Raw genomic sequence first — 18,672 nt, forward strand, 5'->3', positions numbered from 1 at the left:
CTTACCTGTTCCGCTTATTCGCCCTGTGCGCAGGCGATGGGTGTGTGCTGGTGCAGGGTGGTGAGGCGGGCGGTGAGGTAGCGCAGCAGGATGCCGTAGGCGGGCAGGAAGAAAAGGCCACAGATGGCGATTTTCCAGCCGTAGTCCACCAGGGCGATTTCCTGCCAGTGCGCCGCCATGTAGGGATCGGTGCTGCGGTAGAAGGCGATGCCGAAGAAGGCGATGGTGTCGATGGCATTGCCGACGATGGCCGAGGCGGTCGGCGCGATCCACCACAGGCGCATTTGCCGCAGGCGGTTGAAGACGGTGATGTCCAGCAGTTGGCCGATGAGGTAGGCGGAGAGGCTGGCGATGACGATGCGGCCAACGAAGCTGTTGTAAGCGGCGAGCGCTGCGAGGCCGGTGTAGGCGCCGTCGTGGAAGAGGACGGAGACGAGGTAGGAAAGCGCGAGCGCCGGCATGGTCGCGCAGAAGATGATGCGCCGTGCGAGGGGGGCACCGAAGATGCGCACGGTGAGGTCGGTAGTGAGGAAGATGAAGGGGTAGGTGAAGGCGCCCCAGGTGGTTTTCAGGCCGAAGATTTCAAAGGGCAGTTGCACGAGGTAGTTGCTGGCGACGATGACGACGTTGTGCCAGAAGGCAAGCCAGATAAGGGCGTGATGGCGCTGGGCGGCAGTGAAGGTGTAGGTGGTGTTGTGCATATGGGGTTCCGGTGGGGGGGGGTGAGAATGGGGGTGGCTTTTGGGGCGCAAGGTCCCGCTGACGCGGGATACCCTCACCCCAACCTCTCTCCCGCAAGCGGGCGAGGGGCTTTCGGTTATGCCGTCAGCGGGCGGTTCAGAAGGCGGGCAGCGGCGTGTTCGGCGTAGCGGGTGCCGGGCTGGCCGTAGTTGGCGTAGGGGTGGATGGCGATGCCGCCGCGCGGGGTATAGGCGCCATAGACTTCGATGTATTTCGGCTGCATCAGGCGGATGAGGTCTTTCATGATGATGTTGACGCAGTCTTCGTGGAAATCGCCGTGGTTGCGGAAGCTGAAGAGGTAGAGTTTCAGCGATTTGCTTTCGACCAGCAGGGTATCGGGGATGTAGGCGATGTGGATGGCGGCGAAGTCGGGCTGGCCGGTGATGGGGCAGAGGCTGGTGAATTCCGGGCAGTGCAGGGTGACGAGGTAGTCGTTGCCGGGGTGTTTGTTGGGGAAGGCTTCGAGAATTTCCGGAGCGTAGTCGGACGGGATGGCGGCGTTTTTGTCGCCAAGTAGGGTAAGGGTTGTCATGAGTTTCCTAGTTTTTTTATGTGGGATGGGTTGCGAACCACAGGGGCGCTTTCGCGCCCCGCTTGGGATTTATGGACGCAGGAGGTCGTTGATACCGGTCTTGCTGCGCGTTTTTTCATCAACTTGTTTGATGATGACGGCGCAGGCGAGGCTGTGGCTGCCGTCAGCGGCGGGCAGGCTGCCGGGGACGACCACGGAACCGGCCGGGACGCGACCATAGCTGATTTCACCGGTCATGCGGTTGTAGATTTTGGTGGACTGGCCGATGAAGACGCCCATCGAGATGACCGAGCCTTTTTCGACAACGACACCTTCGACGATTTCGGAACGTGCGCCGATGAAGCAGTTGTCTTCAATGATGGTCGGTGCGGCTTGCAGCGGTTCAAGGACGCCACCGATACCGACGCCGCCGGAGAGGTGCACGTTTTTGCCGATTTGCGCGCAGGAACCGACGGTGACCCAGGTATCGACCATCGTGCCTTCATCCACGTAGGCACCGATGTTGACGTAAGACGGCATGAGAACGACGCCTTTGCCGAGGTAGCTGCCGCGCCGGGCAACGGCGGGCGGAACGACGCGCACGCCTTCGGCTCGGAAACGGGCAGCGTCGTGGTGCGCAAAGCGGCTTTCCACTTTGTCGAAGTAGCGGGTGTAGCCGTGCTCAACGGGGAGGTTGTCATAGACGCGGAAGGAAAGCAGCACGGCTTTTTTCAGCCATTCGTTCACCTGCCAGCCACCCGCTGGCAGCGGCTCGGCGACGCGCAGTTCACCACGTTGCAGGGCGTCCAGCACTTCGTTGATGGCGGCAAGCAGGGCGGGTTCGGTATTGGCCGGGGTGATGTCGGCGCGGCGCTCGAAAGCAGCCTCAATGGTGTGTTGCAGGGTCATACGGTTCCTTGTTCATGCGGTGGAAAAAGCGGGCATTATAGTCACATCGCCCGTCCTTGCGGGCGTTCGGGTATGCAGTTCTGCATATACGGCGGGCGGCGCTTTCGTTTATGATGCTGCACCGTTTTGTTGAGGTGCCTATGTACAATTTATTTCAGCGTTCCGCCCATTCCAGTGAGGATGCCAATTCCTGGGAGCGTCTCTTCGGCAAGTTGATGACGCCGGTTGAGGCGTTCACCCGCAACACTTCCGCCAGCGGGATTTTGCTGATTGTCTGCACGCTCGCAGCATTGCTTATCGCCAATTCGCCTTGGGGCGAAGCTTATCAGCATTTGCTGCATACGCCGCTGGCCGTGAGTTTCGCTGGGCATACGCTGGAAATGCCATTGCACCATTGGGTGAATGACGGCCTGATGACGTTATTTTTCTTCCTGGTCGGCCTGGAAATTAAACACGAGATAATGGTCGGTGAGCTGTCTTCGCCCAGTCAGGCCGCACTGCCGATTATCGCTGCCTTCGGGGGGATGGTCGCCCCTGCGCTGGTGTATAGCGCTATTAATTGGGGCGGCTCGGGAATGCATGGTTGGGGCATTCCGATGGCCACCGACATCGCCTTTGCCATTGCAGTGCTGATTTTGCTCGGCAAGCGGGCGCCGCCCGGGTTGGTGACGATTCTGGTCGCGCTTGCCATTGTCGATGACCTTGGCGCGGTGGTGGTGATAGCACTCTTTTATACGGCCGAGATTCATGTTGCGCCGCTGCTTGCCGCTTTCGCCTGTTTTGTCCTGCAACTGGCAATGAACCGTTTCGGTATTCGTAAATTGTGGCCGTTCTTGCTGGTGGCGATAGTGATGTGGGTGCTGATGCTGTATTCCGGCGTGCATGCGACGATTGCCGGGGTGCTGGGCGCGCTCGCGACGCCGGTACGCCGTCTTTATAACCCGGAAGAGTTCAGCCGCGAGGCGCGCAAGTTACTGGATAAGTTTGATATTTATCGCCTGCGCGAGCACGATTTTCTCGAATCAGAAAAACTGGTCGGTGTGCTGCATACGCTGCACAATGGCATCAATCAGGCGCAGGCCCCGCTGCAACGTTTCGAGCACGCGCTGCATGATCCGGTGTATTTCGTGATTATTCCGCTGTTCGCCTTTTTTAATGCCGGAGTGACGGTTAATGCATCCTCCCTCGCCAATCTGGTTTCGCATCCGGTCTCGCTGGGCGTTGTAGCGGGGCTGGTGATCGGCAAGTTCATCGGCGTATTTTCTGCTGTGTGGCTGAGCGTGCGTCTTGGCATTGGCCGCCTGCCGCAGGGAGTGAATTTCCGCCATATTTGCGGCATGGGTCTTCTGGCAGGCATTGGCTTCACCATGTCCATTTTCATTTCCGAACTGGCGTTCAAGGGCGAGGATTTGCTGCTGAATAATGCTAAAATTGCCATTCTTGTAGCATCTATCATCGCAAGCTTGGCGGGTTACGCCTGGCTTCGCCTGTGCAGTAACGGAGACAATCATTCATGAGCGGGACAAGGCGGAAATATTTCGGCACGGATGGCGTGCGCGGTAAGGTCGGGGTGCCCCCGATGACGCCGGATTTCGTCATGCATCTCGGCTGGGCTATCGGCAAGATGCTGAGCGATAACGGGTTCGCTGGCGACAAGGTCATTATCGGCAAGGACACCCGCATTTCCTGCTATATGCTGGAAAACGCTATCGCCGCCGGGCTTTCGGCAGCAGGTATGGATGCACATCTGCTCGGCGTGATGCCGACCCCAGGCATCGCTTATTTCACCCGCACTTTTCACGCCGCCGCCGGTATCGTTGTCAGCGCCTCGCATAACGTGTACAGCGACAACGGCGTCAAGGTCTTCGCGCGTGGCGGTATCAAATTGCCCGATGAAGCCGAACAGGAAATCGAGCGCTATCTGGAAAAGCCGATGAAGGTGGTGGAATCGGCGCAGCTCGGCAAGCTGTACCGTATTCCCGAAGCGCGTGGACGCTACATCGAATTCTGCAAGAACGCAGTCGCACTTGGGCTGCCGTTTGAAAAACTGAAAATTGTGGTGGACTGCGCCAACGGTGCAACCTATCCCATCGCCCCGGAAGTATTCCGCGAGCTGGGCGCACAAGTCATTGTCATGAATGCCGAGCCGAACGGTTGCAACATCAATGCAGGCGCAGGTTCTACCGCGCCAGAATCCTTGCAGCGACGGGTGCGTGACGAACAGGCCGATGCCGGTATCGCTTTTGACGGTGATGGTGATCGCGTGGTGATGGTCGATCGTAACGGTCGGCTGCGCGATGGCGATGCCATTCTCTACATCATTGCCAAGTATCGCGCCTTCAAAGGCGAGCAGCTCAACAATATCGTCGGCACAAAAATGACCAACCTTGGGCTGGAACGGGCGCTGAACCGTATGGGAATCGTCTTGCACCGTACCGATGTTGGCGATCGCTACGTGCTGGAATGTATGCAGGAAATTCGGGCGCGCGTCGGCGGGGAAAATTCCGGACATATTATTTGTCTCGATCGCAATTCGACTGGTGACGGCATTATTGCCGCCCTGCAAGTCCTGGCCGCGATGCTGGAAATGGAAGAGCCGCTGCACGAGTTGGTGAAAGACCTGCACATGGCGACACAGGTGATGAAAAACGTCGAGGTTGCCGATAAAACTATTGTGAACAGTCCTGCCGTGCAGCAAGCCCTGCAACAGGCAACAGAAAAACTGGGAGATGCCGGGCGCATTCTGCTTCGTCCGTCCGGTACAGAACCAAAAATCCGCGTCATGGCGGAAGGTAGCGACGAAGCACGACTGCACGCCATCGTTGAAGAACTGGCAGCAGTCATATCTCGGGAGGATTAATCATGCGAAAACCTATCGCAGCAGCAAACTGGAAAATGAACGGCGATTTTGCCTTGGTCGAAGCCTTTGCCAAACATGCCTGGCCGCAAGGTAACGTTGAAAAAATCTTTGGTCTGCCCGCTATCTATCTCGCCAAAGCTCACGAGATGGGATTGGCGGAATTGGCCGGTGAAGACGTCAGCGCTCACGCATCTGGTGCACATACTGGCGAAATTTCAGCGACTATGCTGAAAGAAGCGGGTGCGAGTTACGCCATTATCGGCCACTCAGAACGTCGCACCGATCACGGCGAAACAGAAACACTGCTGATTGAAAAATGGAAACAGCTTAAAGCCCAAGGACTGAAAGTTATTTATTGCATCGGCGAGTCCCTGCAAGAATACGAAGCTGGGCAATGCGATAGCGCCCTTTTGCGCCAACTCAATCCGGTACTGGATGCAGGACTGGTGGACGCCGATACCGTTATCGCTTATGAACCCGTTTGGGCGATTGGTACCGGTAAAGCAGCGACCGCCGATTATGCGCAACAAGTCCACGCCAAAATCCGTGCCTTGTTGAGCGAACGTGCGGCAGCCGTTGCCGACAAAGTTCGTATCCTCTACGGCGGCTCCGTCAAACCTGACAACGCTGCTGAACTGTTTGCTGGTGTAGACATAGACGGTTTCCTTGTTGGCGGAGCATCCCTGCAAGCGGATGTCTTCGATAAAATCGTAGGAGCCATGGTATGACCTTGCAGCTGGTACAGATCATTTTCCTGCTGGCATGTTTGGCTCTTTGTGCGCTCATCCTGCTGCAACAATCCAAAAGTGGCGGAGGTATGGGCGCACTGGGTGGCAGTGGCGCATCCAGTACCGTATTTGGTGCACGCGGCGCCGGCACCTTCCTTTATAAAACCACGCGATTTCTTGCCGTCGTATTTTTCGTGGGTGCATTGCTTTTGGGTTACCTGCAAAACCGCGAAGTACACCGTGATAACAGCATCCTGAACCAGAAAACCGTGGCCCAGGAAGCAGAAAAGAGTGAAGCAGCGCTTGACATTCCAGCCGCTGGTGTGGATAATCCGCCGCCTGCTTCGAATACCGACGTTCCGACACCTGCCAAGTAATCACAAGGCGAAAAAGGAACGATAAAAACCGCCGACGTGGTGAAATTGGTAGACACGCTATCTTGAGGGGGTAGTGGCGAAAGCCTTGCGAGTTCGAGTCTCGCCGTCGGCACCAATAAAAATAAAGACGTAGTCTGAGGTAAGGTATTGTTAGCATGATATCCATTAAGAAAGGTTTAGACCTTCCCATCCCCGGTGCCATCAGTAGCACCAATATTCACGACATCGTCCCCACACATAACGTAGCTATTATTGGTGAAGACTATCAAGGTCTGAAACCGACAATGCTGGTCGCCGAAGGCGATAAAGTTGTTTTGGGACAGCCCCTTTTCGAAGATAAGAAAAACCCGGGAGTGCTGATTTGCGCGCCTGTTTCCGGTACAGTCGAAAAAATTGCGCGTGGTGAAAAACGTCGTTTGTTGTCCGTCGTTATCCGCCCCGAAGAGGGTGAGGCCGTGGTCTTTGAAGCCTTTGGTGACGATGCAGCCAAAAAACTCTCCCGTGAAGAAATCGTCAAGCACTTGGTTGCTTGCGGCTTATGGGCATCCTTCCGTACTCGACCATTCAGCAAAATTCCGGCAATTGATAGTGTGCCGCATTCCATTTTTGTAAACGCGATGGATAGTAATCCGTTGGCGATTGATCCCGCGCTTGCCATGCAGGGGCGTGATGCCGATTTGCTGACAGGTCTCGCTATCATGCAAGCCCTTTCCGGCGGACAAGTGCACCTTTGTCGTCGTCGCGAAACCTCTGTGCCAACGCACTATCTCAACCGTTTGGAAATTCATGATTTTGCCGGCCCGCATCCCGCCGGGCTGGTTGGCACCCATATTCACTTTATTGATCCGGTTGGTGCTGGCAAAACCGTGTGGCATCTTGGTGTACAAGACCTGCTTGCCATTGGTAAATTCTTCCGTAGTGGCATTCTTGATATGCAACGATTAGTCGCGGTTGGTGGTCCAGGAGTGAAGAAACCGTATATTGCCCGTGCCATACGTGGCACTGCCATGATGGACTTGCTTGCAGATAACTTGCATGACGGCGAACAGCGTGTCATATCTGGATCGGCTCTGTCTGGACGTCAAGTCCATGACGATACTGCCTACCTGGGCGCTTATGATCAGCAAGTTACCGTTTTACCAGAAGGGCGCGAATCCTATTTCCTTGGCTTCTTGAGACCTGGTTTCGGCTGGTTCTCACGCACTAACGCCTACATCGGGAAATTCCTGAACAGTCCGATGCAGTTCAATACTTCCTTGCGCGGTTCTCCTCGTCCTATCGTACCTATAGGTGTATACGAAGAAGTTATGCCGCTTGATATCTTGCCGACCCTGCTTGTGAAAGCACTGATTGTGAAAGATACCGATACGGCAATCAATTTGGGTGCACTTGAACTGGACGAAGAAGATTTAGCTCTCATGTCTTTCGTCTGCCCCGGCAAACACGATTTCGGCGCGATTCTGCGTGAGAATCTCACCCTGATAGAGCAGGAAGGCTGATTATGGCGAAACAACATTTCTTTGAAAAAATTGCACCGTTGTTTGAAAAAGGCGGAAAGTTTGAAAAACTCTTTCCGCTCTACGAAGCGACAGCAACTTTTGTATATTCCCCCCGTTTTGTCACGGCTCGTCCGTCGCATGTGCGCGATGTGATAGATCTGAAACGGGTGATGATCCTTGTTTGGTTTGCCGTATTTCCGGCGATGCTTGCCGGCTGGTATTTTGTTGGTGCACAGGCGGCGCACGCGCAAGGTATTGCTGACCCTGGACTGTTGGCGAATCTGTGGTTCGGGGCGAAGCTACACCTGCCGATCTACATTGTTACCTTTGCCGTCGGGATTGCATGGGAAGTCCTCTTCTGTATCGTGCGCAAGCATGAAGTTAGTGAAGGCTTTTTCGTCACATCCATCCTTTTTTCCCTCACTCTGCCGCCGACCATTCCGCTTTGGCAAGTTGCCATCGGCATATCTTTTGGCGTAGTGCTGGGCAAAGAAGTATTTGGTGGTACCGGGCGCAACTTTGTTAACCCCGCGCTCGCTGCTCGTGCTTTCCTCTATTTCGCCTATCCGGCACAAATATCTGGCGACCGTGTTTGGGTTGCCGTAGATGGTTATTCCGGTGCTACCGCTCTTAGCCGAGCAGCAGAAGGTGGCATGGATGCAGTACGCAGTCAGTTGAGCTGGTGGGATGCTTTCATTGGCAATATGCCGGGCTCAATCGGGGAAGTCTCGACTCTCGCTATCCTTATCGGCGGTGCGATCGTCCTCTTTGCCGGCGTTGCCTCATGGCGTATCGTCGTTGGCGTCTTTGCTGGTGCGACCGTCACATCACTGATGTTCAACATCATTGGCAGCGAAACCAACCATATGTTTGCTATGCCATTTTGGTGGCATTTTGTCCTCGGTGGCTTTGCCTTTGGTACCTTCTTTATGGCAACGGATCCGGTCACAGCATCGGTTACCAATACCGGACGTTATATTTTCGGCGCGCTGGTTGGTGTAATGACCATCCTTATCCGCGTGGTCAACCCCGCCTTCCCGGAAGGTATCATGCTGGCCATCCTGTTCTCCAATATGTTTGCTCACGTCATTGATTATTGCGTAATGCGGGTAAATACCAAACGCCGTCAGGAGAGAACCCATGTCTGAGAAAAAACAATCTGCTTTGGGCATCCTCAAATTCGCCACCATTGTCTGCCTATTCTGCTCGTTGTTCGTCTCTACTGCCGCCGTATCGCTGCGCGGCTTCCAAAAACAGAATGCGGAAAACGAGAAAAAGGTCAATATCTTGCGTGCTGCTGGCTTGGCTGGTGCGGAAGAACGCCTTTCAACGAAACAAATCAACGAAAAATTTGCACAAATCATTCCGTTGGTCATTGACCTGAAAACTGGCGAACCAGCACGGGATAAAAATCCGCTGACCTACAATATGTACAACGCGGCGCAAAGCGATAATGAGGGACATGCTCTTACTGACGATCCAGCAGGCATCAAGCGCATTGCCAAAGAAGGGCTGGCTTATGTCGTTGCTGATGGGGACCAGATTTCCCGCTTGGTTCTGCCGATCCAAGGCTACGGACTGTGGTCTACCATGTACGGTTTTACCGCCTTGTCATTTAAAGACCAACAGCCGACGCTGACGGGTATTACTTTCTACCAGCATGCAGAAACTCCAGGGCTAGGCGCGCGTATCACCGAGCCTGAATGGCAGGAAAAATGGGCGAATATTATCCCTTACGACGACAACGGCAACCCGCATATTGATTTGGTAAAAGTCCGCAGCAACGAAGCAAAGAACCAGGTTGATGCCATTGCTGGTGCTACCCTGACCAGTAATGGTGTCGAACACATGATGAACTTCTGGCTGGGCGAACAAGGCTACAAACCGCTGGTTGACCATATCAGAAATGGCGAAATCACCCTCGCCAACTTGCGTGACGCTTCACAAGCCGCAATCGGGCAAAAAACGGAGCAATAAATCATGAGCGACAAATCTTACAATTACAAAGAAATCCTGCTATCACCGATCTTTGCCAACAACCCGATCGGTCTGCAAGTCCTTGGCATCTGTTCAGCGCTGGCGGTTACCGGCAGCATGAAAACTGCCTTCCTGATGAGCATTGGTCTGACTTTTGTGACGGCATTTTCCAACCTGTTCATCAGCATGATCCGCAACAACATCCCAAGCAGTATCCGCATCATCGTGCAGATGGCGGTTGCGGCTTCGGCGGTTATCGTGGTTGACCAGCTACTGAAAGCCTTTGCCTTCGAACTGTCCAAACAGCTTTCGGTATATGTCAGCCTCATCCTGACCAACTGCATCGTCATGGGCAGACTGGAAGCCTACGCCATGTCCAATCCGCCTATGCCGAGCTTCCTTGATGGTCTCGGTAACGGTTTGGGATACAGCGCCATGCTGCTCACTGTCGGTACCATCCGTGAAATCTTCGGCAAAGGCACCTGGTTTGACATCACCATTCTGCCTTCTGGCGCGGATGGTTGGTATGTTCCGAACGGACTGATGGTATTACCGCCTAGCGCCTTCTTTATTATCGGCTTGCTCATCTGGGCGCTACGCACCTGGAAGCCCGAACAAAACGAAGCGCGTGATTACAGCGAAGCCAAAGCTGCCAAACCGATACTTATCGGCGGTACAGGGCATTAAGGAGAGCGGTTATGGAACACTATTTGAACCTGTTTATAAAATCCATCTTTATTGAGAACATGGCGCTGTCCTTCTTCTTGGGCATGTGTACATTTCTCGCCGTATCCAAAAAAATTACCACTGCTGCCGGATTGGGCGTCGCCGTTATCGTCGTGCAAACCCTAACCGTTCCGCTGAACAACCTGCTCTATACCTACCTGCTGAAAGAAAACGCCATTTTCTGGCAAATGTTGGGTATAGAAGTGGACATCAGCTTCCTCGGATTGATTGCCTACATTGGCGTTATTGCTTCAGCGGTGCAAATCCTGGAAATGTTCCTCGACAAGTATGCCCCCGCGCTATATTCGGCGCTGGGTATCTTTTTGCCGCTCATCACCGTGAACTGCGCCATCCTTGCCGGTTCACTCTTCATGGTTGAGCGCAGCTACAACTTCGCTGAATCCGTCGTTTACGGCGTTGGCAGCGGCAGTGGCTGGGCGCTGGCGATTATCGCAATGGCGGGCATCCGCGAAAAAATGCGTTACGCCGACGTACCCAAAGGGCTGGAAGGGCTGGGTATCACCTTTATCATAGCCGGCCTGATGGCACTGGGCTTTATGTCCTTCTCGGGCGTACAACTATAAAGGGGGACAAACATGGAAATATTCTACGGCGTACTCATCTTCACCGGCCTCATCATCATCCTGTCCGCCATCATCCTGCTGGCGCGCAAATACCTCGTGCCGCAAGGTAACGTCAAAATACTCGTTAACGGTGAACGCGAACTGGACGTACCAATGGGCGGCAAACTGCTCAATGTTCTGGCGGATAACAAAATCTACGTCTCCTCCGCTTGTGGCGGCGGCGGTAGCTGCGGCCAATGCGTCGTCAAAGTACACGAAGGCGGTGGCGAAATCCTGCCGGTCGAGCTTAACCACATCAGCAAGCGCGAAGCACGCGAGGGCGAACGCCTGTCCTGCCAAGTTGCGGTAAAGAGCAACATGAAAGTCGAAGTGGACGAATCCGTCTTTGGCGTCAAAAAATGGGAATGCACCGTCATCTCCAACGACAACAAAGCGACCTTCATCAAAGAACTCAAACTCAAGATCCCGGAAGGTGAAGTTGTGCCTTTCCGTGCGGGTGGCTACATCCAGATTGAGTGCCCAGCCTACGACATCAAATACAGCGACTTTGACATCGCTCCGGAATACCGCGACGACTGGGAAAAATACGGCCTGTTCAAACTTGAAGCGCATAACGCGCATCCGACCATGCGCGCCTACTCAATGGCCAACTACCCGGACGAGAAAGGCATCATCATGCTTAACGTCCGTATCGCCACCCCGCCGCCGAAAGTCCCCGAAGCCAAGCCAGGCATCATGTCCAGCTACATCTTCAACCTTAAACCCGGCGACAAAGTCACCATTTCTGGCCCCTTCGGCGAATTCTTTGCCAAAGACACCGATGCGGAAATGGTCTTCATCGGCGGTGGTGCCGGTATGGCGCCGATGCGTTCGCACATCTTCGACCAGCTCAAGCGCCTGCATAGCAAACGGAAAATTACCTTCTGGTACGGCGCGCGCTCCAAGCGGGAAATCTTCTACCAGGAAGACTTCGATGCCCTCGCCAAAGAGTTCCCGAACTTCACTTGGCACGTTGCGCTTTCCGACGCCTTGCCGGAAGACAACTGGACAGGCTATACCGGCTTCATCCACAACGTCGTGTATGAAAACCACCTGAAAAACCACCCTGCGCCGGAAGACTGCGAATACTACATGTGCGGCCCGCCGATGATGACCAAATCCGTCATCGACATGCTGCATAACCTCGGCGTGGAAGACGAAAACATCCTCCTCGATAACTTCGGAGGCTGAAGTGCATCGCACGAGCACAACAAAACAAGCGCTGTTGCTATTGGCAACAGCGTTTTTCCTTATGGCCTGTGGCGAAAGCCGCGCCGAAAACGTGAGTCGGCTTTCAGGCGAGACCATGGGCACCTTCTGGAACGTGAGCATCGCGGCCGAGCTTGACGATGCTGCCAGAAATACCCTCAAACAGCGCATCGAGAGCGAACTCGAAGCGGTGAATGACAGCATGTCCACCTACCGCGACAATTCCGAGCTGATGCGCATCAACCACAGCCGCAATACCAGCCCGCAGACTGTGAGCGATGGCCTGCGCCGCGTCCTCGCCAAAGCGCTGGAAATCAGCAAAGAAAGCGAAGGCGTGTATGACATTACCGTCGGGCCGCTGGTCAACCTGTGGGGATTTGGCCCGGAAAAGCGGCGAGACAAGCCTAGCGACGCGGAAATTGCCGCTGCCCTGCAACACGTCGGTTACCAAAAGCTGCAACTCAGTGCGGAAGGACTCAGCAAAAGTGACCCGGAAATCTTTATAGACCTCTCATCCATCGCCAAAGGCTATGGCGTGGACGTCGTCGCTGAAACCATCGATGCAGCGGGATACCCCAACTACCTCGTTGAAATCGGTGGTGAAATCCGCAGCAAAGGCAATAAATATGGCGCACCGTGGCGCGTCGGTATTGAGCGACCGGAAGCCGGGTTAGTCAGCGGTGCAGCCGTGGCCAATATCATCGCGATGAATGACCGCCTGCCAGCCATGGCAACCTCCGGTAACTACCGCAACTACGCCGAAAAAGGCGGTGAAATGGCCTACCACATCATTGATCCGAAAGACGGCAAATCGCATAGCTCGCGTCTCTTGTCCGCGACCGTTCTCGCGGGCGATTGCATGACGGCAGATGCCTACGCCACCACCCTGATGCTGCTAGGCGACAAAAAAGCGTTGGTCTTTGCTGATGCGCACAACCTTGCTGCCGAACTCATCTTGGCAGGCGAGGGCGACAAACCCTACCTCATTCAGAGAAGCAAAGCCTTCACCCAGGCCATACAGGAGGAACAACCATGAGCACCTTCATCGTCGCATTCATCATCCTCATGCTCGTCGGCGCCGGCATGGCTATCGGCGTCATTTTTGGCCGCCAGCCCATCAAAGGCAGCTGTGGCGGACTGGGCGCCGTTGGTGTCGAGCGCGCCTGCGGCTGCAAGGACGTGTGCGAAAACAGAGAACCACCCGCTACGGACGAGCCAACAGATACGGCAAAAGTCGAGCGTTATCGCCCCTGACGCCTGCCAGATATCGATAAAAAACGGACGCCGTAAGGCGTCCGTTTCTTTTTGGCATCGCACTTGCTACATGCAAATTTTGTTGCGAAACGGGATGCAAACGAAGGGTGGCGCGTTGGTGGGAGACGGCATGTGTCATGCGCATCAACCCACCCCAATATCATGAACGGAAAATTCAAATAATAACGCAAAAACAAAATCTTATAATCCACCAGCTTTTTCGCTGAATGCAAGGAATACCGCATTCGCATTCACTTTTTTACAGGAAACCCCATGAACCATATCTTCAAAACTTACTACAACCGTGCCCTCGGCACTTGGGTCGCCGTGCCGGAAACCGCATGCGTCCACGGCAAATCATCCACTCGTGCGGGCAAACCGCGTTTTATCCGCCATGCACTGGCTGCGGCACTGTTCTTTGTTGCCGCGCCGGGCCTAGCAGCGCCGGTGATAAATAACGGCTCCAACCCCAACAGTTTGATCATCAGTCCTAACCCGGCCACCCCGGCCCAGGCCAGTGGTACCGATGACATAGCAGTAGGTAACGGTAGTAAAGCCGACTCCAGTAACCATTCACAACATAAGCGGGGCGCCATTGCCATTGGTAGAGATAGCCAATCCCTTAATAAGGAAACCATCGCCATCGGCTATAAGGCTAACGCTGCGTTGAGCCAGGGCATTGCCATCGGCGCCGAAACCAAGGCCACCGGCGATCAGTCTACGGCCCTGGGCAATAACGTGGTGGCCCAAGGCAATTCCTCGGTGGCTATTGGTGGCGATGACCTTGATAAATTCGCCGTAACAAACGGAGCGGGTCTTTATAAGACGTTGACGGGTGACGAAATAAAAAACGGGGTATATGTCTCCACAGCAGCAGGTGATGCCGCCGTCGCTGTCGGTGTACAGGCGACCGCCAAGGGCAGCCTGTCCACTGCCTTTGGTACGAAAACCACCGCCGGTGGTTTAGCATCCACCGCTCTCGGCGTTGGTGCCAATGCCAATAAGGATAACGCTGTGGCACTTGGGGCAGGGACGACCACGGAAACAAACGCAACAGCCGTTACCACAGCCACTGTCGGCGGAATCACGTATAAAGATTTTGCCGGTGGTGCCAATATTCAGGCGGGCGATCAAGTATCCGTAGGCAAACTGAATTTCGAGCGGCAAATCAAACACGTCGCGCCGGGGGAAATCAGCAAGACCAGCACGGATGCCATTAACGGCAGTCAGCTTTATGCCGTAGCGAAGCAAATCGACGCCAATAAAACGCACTATTACAGTGTCAAAGGCAGTGCCTCCACGGATGGCAACTACAACAATGATGGAGCAACAGGCACACACGCACTTGCCGCAGGAGTAGGTGCACTAGCAAGTGATGAGCACAGTATTGCCGTAGGATCAGATGTGCAGGCCACCAAAAGTGGTGCGATTGCGCTGGGCAATACGGCAAGGGCGACGGGGCAGGATTCGATGGCGATCGGCAAGGCCAGTAAGGCGGCTAAGAAGGATGCAACCGCCGTCGGTAATACCGCGAATGCGACAGAAGAGGCGGCGACAGCAATAGGTACCAATGCACAGGCGACAAATACGTATACCACAGCCGTTGGCACTGGCTCAGCTGCCACCGGCGGTTCTTCGTCAGCTTTTGGAAATGATGCCAATGCAGGTGGATGGAGCGCTGTCGCCGTCGGACGTGCTTCAACGGCTTCGGGCGCATCGGCGGTGGCAGTTGGTGAAACAGCCACGGCTTCTGCACAAAAAACAGTAGCTGTGGGTTTTAACGCCCAGGCGACGAAGGATGGCGCGGTTGCCGTTGGATCCGATTCACTAGCGACCAATGCTTCAACCGCGCTTGGTGACCATTCAACAGCAACCGGCCTTAATGCTACCGCACTAGGCTGGCAGGCGAATGCTGCCGGGCGTGCGGATGTCTTTATCGGCAAGCAGGCGGGCTTTGGCACCAACAACAGTGACAATTTTGACAATGTGGGCATTGGGGAGGGTGCCGCAAAAAATGCGGGTAGCCCCACGAAGGCGGTAACCAATATTGTCGCCATTGGTACTGGTGCTGCCGAGGGCATTCAGGACGACCACAACATTGCTGTCGGTGCTTATGCTAATGGTACGGGCAGCGGTAATCCGCAGGTAACCACGAGTAACAACATCGCCATTGGTCAACGTGCCTACGCAAAAGGGGGCAACTCCATTGCCATGGGCCAGCGCACCAAGGCTGAGGGAAGTGCTGCCCTGGCTTTCGGGGTTAGTGCCAATGCGGCCGGCACCAATTCCTTTGCGGCCGGACAAAATGCTAAGGCGAGCGGTGCCGGTTCAGTGGCCATTGGCGGTTCGGCCCAAGCAGCATCGGCAGCTCAAGCGAGCGGCTCTCAGGCTATTGCCATTGGTCAGGGCGGCAATGCTACGGCTACCCAGACAATGGCGATGGGCGTCAATGCCAAAGCGACCCACGCCAAGGCCGTAGCCCTTGGCTCTGAATCTGAAACCGCCGCTGCCGTCGGCACCAATGAAGCGACGGTGAATGGTATCAAGTACAAAGGATTTGCCGGAAAGACCCCCATCGCTACCGTCAGTGTGGGCAAGGCAGGAGGGGAGCGCACCCTCACCAACGTGGCCGCCGGTCGCATTAATGCCACCAGTACCGACGCTATTAACGGCAGCCAGCTTTATCTGACGCAGCAGGCACTAGGCAACGTTGGCAAGACTACGGCTGCAACATTGGGCGGCGATGCCAAGATAGATGAAGACGGCAACATCACCATGACTAACGTCGGCAACACCGGCAAGGGCACCGTGCATGACGCCATTGAGGCCGTGAATAAGACGGCCAATGCCGGCTGGAAAGTCCAGGTCAATAGCGGCACGAGCGAGAACGTTAAACCGAATGACACCGTGAAATTCAAAGATGGCAATAACATCACCATCAACAATAGCGGCAAGGAAATTACTATTGCCACCAAGCCGGATTTGACAGCGGACAGCCTGACCATCAACAACGGCGGCCCGGTCATTAACGGTAGCGGCATTGATATGAAGAATAAAAAAATCACCAACGTCGCTGCCGGCACGGCGGGCACCGATGCAGTCAATGTGAGCCAGCTCAACCAAGCCATAAATAACGTGAATAACAATGTGGCTGCCGCGAAAACCCACTACTACAGTGTCAAATCCAGCGAAACCGGTACCGGTAGCAACTACAACAACGATGGCGCCACCGGCACCGATGCTCTCGCTGCCGGCGTCAAAGCGTCTGCCGCCGTGAACGAATCGGTAGCTATCGGCAAGGGTGCTAAAACCACTGGTACAGGCTCCGGTGCCACCGCTATCGGTCGTAATGCCACGGCCAATGGTCAGGGTTCCACCTCCATTGGCATCAATGCCCGTTCGGATGGGCAATCCATTGCCATCGGTACCAATGCGAACAACCGTTTTGGTACCCCGGGAGCCATCGGAAGCAGCTCAGTCGCTATCGGCAATAATACCTCGGCTGCGGGTATAAACACCGTCGCCACTGGCAACGAAGCCATCGCCAGCCGGGAGCAGGCGACGGCGATTGGCTTCAATACCAAGGCCTACGGCAAATCGTCGGTAGCCCTCGGCGACAGCGCCGTGTCTGGTGTTGAAAATGACGCCGAAGTAGCGCAAACCGTTGCGGTTGGTGTGAGCAGTCAGGCGACGGGGCATGGATCAAGTGCGCTGGGTTCGCGGAGTAAATCTACCGCCCTCTACGGCACTTCCCTCGGTATCAGCAGCAAAAACAGCGTTGATTTCGGTGTGGCGCTGGGTGCACTCAGCACGACGGACGGCTTGACTGTGGGTAATGCCGGTTATGTCATGCCAAGCGCAAATGCAGCAGATAAAGCGGCGGTAGCGGCGACCAAGAGTAATGCCGCTGGGGTCAGCATTGGCGGTAAAGCCGAAAGCGTACCCTTCATGCCCAACGGGGTAAGTCCCGGACAGGAGATTCGTCGTCAGATTCATTACGTGGCCGCCGGTACCGCTGACACTGATGCCGTCAACGTCGCCCAGCTCAAAGCAGCGCAGACTCATTATTACAGCGTCAATGACAACGGGACGCAGGTGAATAACTACAACAATGACGGTGCGAAAGGCGTAAATTCCCTTGCTTCCGGTACCAGCGCCAGTGTGGGTGAAAGAGCCGATAACGCCGTGGCAGTCGGTAATGGGGCAACGGTTGCCGATGATGCGAAAAATGCCGTGGCCGTAGGCAACGCCGCCAAAGCGCAAGAACAAAACGCCGTCGCCCTCGGCAACAGCGCCGATGCGGCCAAAACAGACAGCACGGCCCTTGGCAACGGCGCCCGAGCGAGCGAGGATGGCGGTGTGGCGCTGGGGTCCGCATCCAAGGCCGATCGCGCTGCCCTGCCCGTAGGTGCTGACGCAACAGACAGCGCCAGTGCGGCCACGGGCACAGTCTATGCCATGCCCGATGCGGATGCGGCAGATGTCGCAGCCATCAGTGCCACCGTCAAAGGCGACAAAGGTGCCGTTTCCGTCGGCGATGCCGGCAACACCCGCCAGATTATCAACGTTGCCGCCGGTTCCGAAGATAGCGATGCGGTTAACGTTGCCCAGCTGAAAGCTGTCGCCAAAAAGGCGAACGGTACGACCATCCACAATCACAGTCACGTTACCCGTGTTACCCAGGTCGTGAATAACACCAAGGTGTCTGCCGGTAAAAATATACAGGTGCGCAAAAATGGTGATGACTACAACGTGGCTCTTGCTGATGACATCACCCTTAACAGCGTGACGACAGGCGACGCGCGCATGAACGCGGACGGCTTCGCTATCGCCGGCAACAGCCTCAATAAAGACGGGCTGACGGTCAACGGCGATACCTACGTCAGCGCCGACGGCCTGAATGCCAATAACCGTGCCATCCAGAACGTCGCCCCCGGCCGTATTGCGCCGGACAGTCAGGACGCCGTCAACGGTGCACAGCTCTACGCCTTTGGCCAGCGCATGGATAAGCGCATCGACAGCGCCCGCGCCGGTGTGGCGTCTGCCATCGCCACAGCCGGACTGCCGCAGGCTTACCGCCCCGGCGCCAGCATGGTTGCCGCCGCAGGCGGCTACTACGACGGTCAATCTGCCGTCGCCGTTGGTCTTTCCACCATCAGTGACAATGGTCGCTGGATCATCAAAGGTGCGGCTAACGTCAACAGCAAAGAAGCCGGCGCCAGTATCGGCGTGGGCTACCAGTGGTAAAGGGGAAACAC

General features: G+C 55.5%; 15 protein-coding genes, 1 tRNA gene, 2 pseudogenes and 1 riboswitch. Of the genes and pseudogenes, 15 read left to right on the forward strand and 3 right to left on the reverse strand.

The annotated features are described in order from the left end of the window. Positions 1 to 14: 14 nt before the first annotated feature. The 3 genes from LG374_RS07590 to dapD all read right to left on the reverse strand — a co-directional run bounded on the left by LG374_RS07590 (position 15) and on the right by dapD (position 2,161). On the reverse strand, positions 15 to 701 hold the full coding sequence (locus LG374_RS07590; protein ID WP_225757122.1) for a 7-cyano-7-deazaguanine/7-aminomethyl-7-deazaguanine transporter: 687 nt from the start codon (positions 699 to 701) through the stop codon (positions 15 to 17). A gap of 116 nt (positions 702 to 817) precedes the next feature. After that, the gene (gene queF / locus LG374_RS07595; RefSeq protein WP_225757123.1) at positions 818 to 1,273 is read right to left on the reverse strand and encodes a preQ(1) synthase; all 456 of its coding nucleotides are present in this window, start codon (positions 1,271 to 1,273) and stop codon (positions 818 to 820) included. Position 1,274: 1 nt separating this feature from the next. Then, positions 1,275 to 1,320, reverse strand: a riboswitch (PreQ1 riboswitch). A 22-nt stretch (positions 1,321 to 1,342) separates the two neighbouring features. Beyond that, entirely contained in the window at positions 1,343 to 2,161 is an 819-nt protein-coding gene (dapD, locus tag LG374_RS07600; RefSeq protein WP_225757124.1) for a 2,3,4,5-tetrahydropyridine-2,6-dicarboxylate N-succinyltransferase, read from the reverse strand. A gap of 110 nt (positions 2,162 to 2,271) precedes the next feature. On the opposite strand from dapD, the gene nhaA reads away from it, so the two are divergent. From nhaA to LG374_RS12525, 15 genes and pseudogenes are all read left to right on the forward strand, one after another. Continuing rightward, on the forward strand, positions 2,272 to 3,678 hold the full coding sequence (nhaA, locus tag LG374_RS07605; protein WP_225757125.1) for a Na+/H+ antiporter NhaA: 1,407 nt from the start codon (positions 2,272 to 2,274) through the stop codon (positions 3,676 to 3,678). Next, entirely contained in the window at positions 3,675 to 5,021 is a 1,347-nt protein-coding gene (glmM, locus tag LG374_RS07610) for a phosphoglucosamine mutase (protein ID WP_225757126.1), read from the forward strand. The genes nhaA and glmM overlap by 4 nt, the downstream gene beginning before the upstream one ends. Positions 5,022 to 5,023: 2 nt before the next feature. Continuing rightward, a complete protein-coding gene (tpiA, locus tag LG374_RS07615; protein ID WP_225757127.1) occupies positions 5,024 to 5,749 on the forward strand; it encodes a triose-phosphate isomerase in 726 nt (241 codons plus the stop codon). Continuing rightward, complete coding sequence (gene secG / locus LG374_RS07620) at positions 5,746 to 6,126, forward strand: preprotein translocase subunit SecG (protein ID WP_225757128.1); 381 nt, start codon at positions 5,746 to 5,748, stop codon at positions 6,124 to 6,126. The genes tpiA and secG overlap by 4 nt, the downstream gene beginning before the upstream one ends. 30 nt (positions 6,127 to 6,156) lie before the next feature. Continuing rightward, positions 6,157 to 6,241: transfer RNA gene (locus LG374_RS07625), tRNA-Leu, on the forward strand. 40 nt (positions 6,242 to 6,281) lie between these two features. After that, positions 6,282 to 7,625, forward strand: coding sequence for a Na(+)-translocating NADH-quinone reductase subunit A (locus LG374_RS07630; RefSeq protein WP_225757129.1), 1,344 nt, complete (start codon positions 6,282 to 6,284; stop codon positions 7,623 to 7,625). 2 nt (positions 7,626 to 7,627) lie between these two features. Beyond that, positions 7,628 to 8,773: an NADH:ubiquinone reductase (Na(+)-transporting) subunit B gene (locus LG374_RS07635; protein ID WP_225757130.1), complete on the forward strand. Its 1,146-nt coding sequence runs from the start codon at positions 7,628 to 7,630 to the stop codon at positions 8,771 to 8,773. Continuing rightward, positions 8,766 to 9,602 (forward strand): Na(+)-translocating NADH-quinone reductase subunit C, encoded by an 837-nt coding sequence (locus LG374_RS07640; protein ID WP_225757131.1) that lies wholly within the window; start codon positions 8,766 to 8,768, stop codon positions 9,600 to 9,602. The genes LG374_RS07635 and LG374_RS07640 overlap by 8 nt, the downstream gene beginning before the upstream one ends. Before the next feature lie 3 nt (positions 9,603 to 9,605). Further along, complete coding sequence (locus tag LG374_RS07645; RefSeq protein WP_225757132.1) at positions 9,606 to 10,289, forward strand: NADH:ubiquinone reductase (Na(+)-transporting) subunit D; 684 nt, start codon at positions 9,606 to 9,608, stop codon at positions 10,287 to 10,289. Positions 10,290 to 10,300: 11 nt separating this feature from the next. Next, positions 10,301 to 10,912: an NADH:ubiquinone reductase (Na(+)-transporting) subunit E gene (gene nqrE / locus LG374_RS07650; RefSeq protein WP_225757133.1), complete on the forward strand. Its 612-nt coding sequence runs from the start codon at positions 10,301 to 10,303 to the stop codon at positions 10,910 to 10,912. Between the two features lie 12 nt (positions 10,913 to 10,924). Then, positions 10,925 to 12,142: an NADH:ubiquinone reductase (Na(+)-transporting) subunit F gene (gene nqrF / locus LG374_RS07655; protein ID WP_225757134.1), complete on the forward strand. Its 1,218-nt coding sequence runs from the start codon at positions 10,925 to 10,927 to the stop codon at positions 12,140 to 12,142. Between the two features lie 115 nt (positions 12,143 to 12,257). Continuing rightward, a complete protein-coding gene (locus tag LG374_RS07660; RefSeq protein WP_225757135.1) occupies positions 12,258 to 13,196 on the forward strand; it encodes an FAD:protein FMN transferase in 939 nt (312 codons plus the stop codon). Continuing rightward, positions 13,193 to 13,414, forward strand: a complete 222-nt coding sequence (gene nqrM / locus LG374_RS07665) for a (Na+)-NQR maturation NqrM (protein ID WP_225757136.1) — start codon at positions 13,193 to 13,195, stop codon at positions 13,412 to 13,414. Before LG374_RS07660 ends, nqrM begins: the two co-directional genes overlap by 4 nt. A gap of 273 nt (positions 13,415 to 13,687) precedes the next feature. Further along, positions 13,688 to 15,610: pseudogene (locus LG374_RS12520) on the forward strand (ESPR-type extended signal peptide-containing protein); the annotation flags it as partial. Between the two features lie 231 nt (positions 15,611 to 15,841). Beyond that, a pseudogene (locus LG374_RS12525) lies at positions 15,842 to 18,661 on the forward strand (YadA-like family protein); the annotation flags it as partial. Between the last annotated feature and the right edge of the window lie 11 nt (positions 18,662 to 18,672).

Source organism: Cardiobacterium sp. Marseille-Q4385 (genome assembly GCF_916618745.1).
In the GTDB taxonomy this organism is placed as follows: domain Bacteria; phylum Pseudomonadota; class Gammaproteobacteria; order Cardiobacteriales; family Cardiobacteriaceae; genus Cardiobacterium.

Bases quoted from the DNA above. Each gene is read 5' to 3' on its own strand.
- LG374_RS07590 (WP_225757122.1), bottom strand. From the start codon at position 701: ATGCACAACACCACCTACACCTTCACTGCCGCCCAGCGCCATCACGCC.
- queF (WP_225757123.1), bottom strand. From the start codon at position 1,273: ATGACAACCCTTACCCTACTTGGCGACAAAAACGCCGCCATCCCGTCC.
- dapD (WP_225757124.1), bottom strand. From the start codon at position 2,161: ATGACCCTGCAACACACCATTGAGGCTGCTTTCGAGCGCCGCGCCGAC.
- nhaA (WP_225757125.1), top strand. From the start codon at position 2,272: ATGATGCTGCACCGTTTTGTTGAGGTGCCTATGTACAATTTATTTCAG.
- glmM (WP_225757126.1), top strand. From the start codon at position 3,675: ATGAGCGGGACAAGGCGGAAATATTTCGGCACGGATGGCGTGCGCGGT.
- tpiA (WP_225757127.1), top strand. From the start codon at position 5,024: ATGCGAAAACCTATCGCAGCAGCAAACTGGAAAATGAACGGCGATTTT.
- secG (WP_225757128.1), top strand. From the start codon at position 5,746: ATGACCTTGCAGCTGGTACAGATCATTTTCCTGCTGGCATGTTTGGCT.
- LG374_RS07630 (WP_225757129.1), top strand. From the start codon at position 6,282: ATGATATCCATTAAGAAAGGTTTAGACCTTCCCATCCCCGGTGCCATC.
- LG374_RS07635 (WP_225757130.1), top strand. From the start codon at position 7,628: ATGGCGAAACAACATTTCTTTGAAAAAATTGCACCGTTGTTTGAAAAA.
- LG374_RS07640 (WP_225757131.1), top strand. From the start codon at position 8,766: ATGTCTGAGAAAAAACAATCTGCTTTGGGCATCCTCAAATTCGCCACC.
- LG374_RS07645 (WP_225757132.1), top strand. From the start codon at position 9,606: ATGAGCGACAAATCTTACAATTACAAAGAAATCCTGCTATCACCGATC.
- nqrE (WP_225757133.1), top strand. From the start codon at position 10,301: ATGGAACACTATTTGAACCTGTTTATAAAATCCATCTTTATTGAGAAC.
- nqrF (WP_225757134.1), top strand. From the start codon at position 10,925: ATGGAAATATTCTACGGCGTACTCATCTTCACCGGCCTCATCATCATC.
- LG374_RS07660 (WP_225757135.1), top strand. From the start codon at position 12,258: ATGGGCACCTTCTGGAACGTGAGCATCGCGGCCGAGCTTGACGATGCT.
- nqrM (WP_225757136.1), top strand. From the start codon at position 13,193: ATGAGCACCTTCATCGTCGCATTCATCATCCTCATGCTCGTCGGCGCC.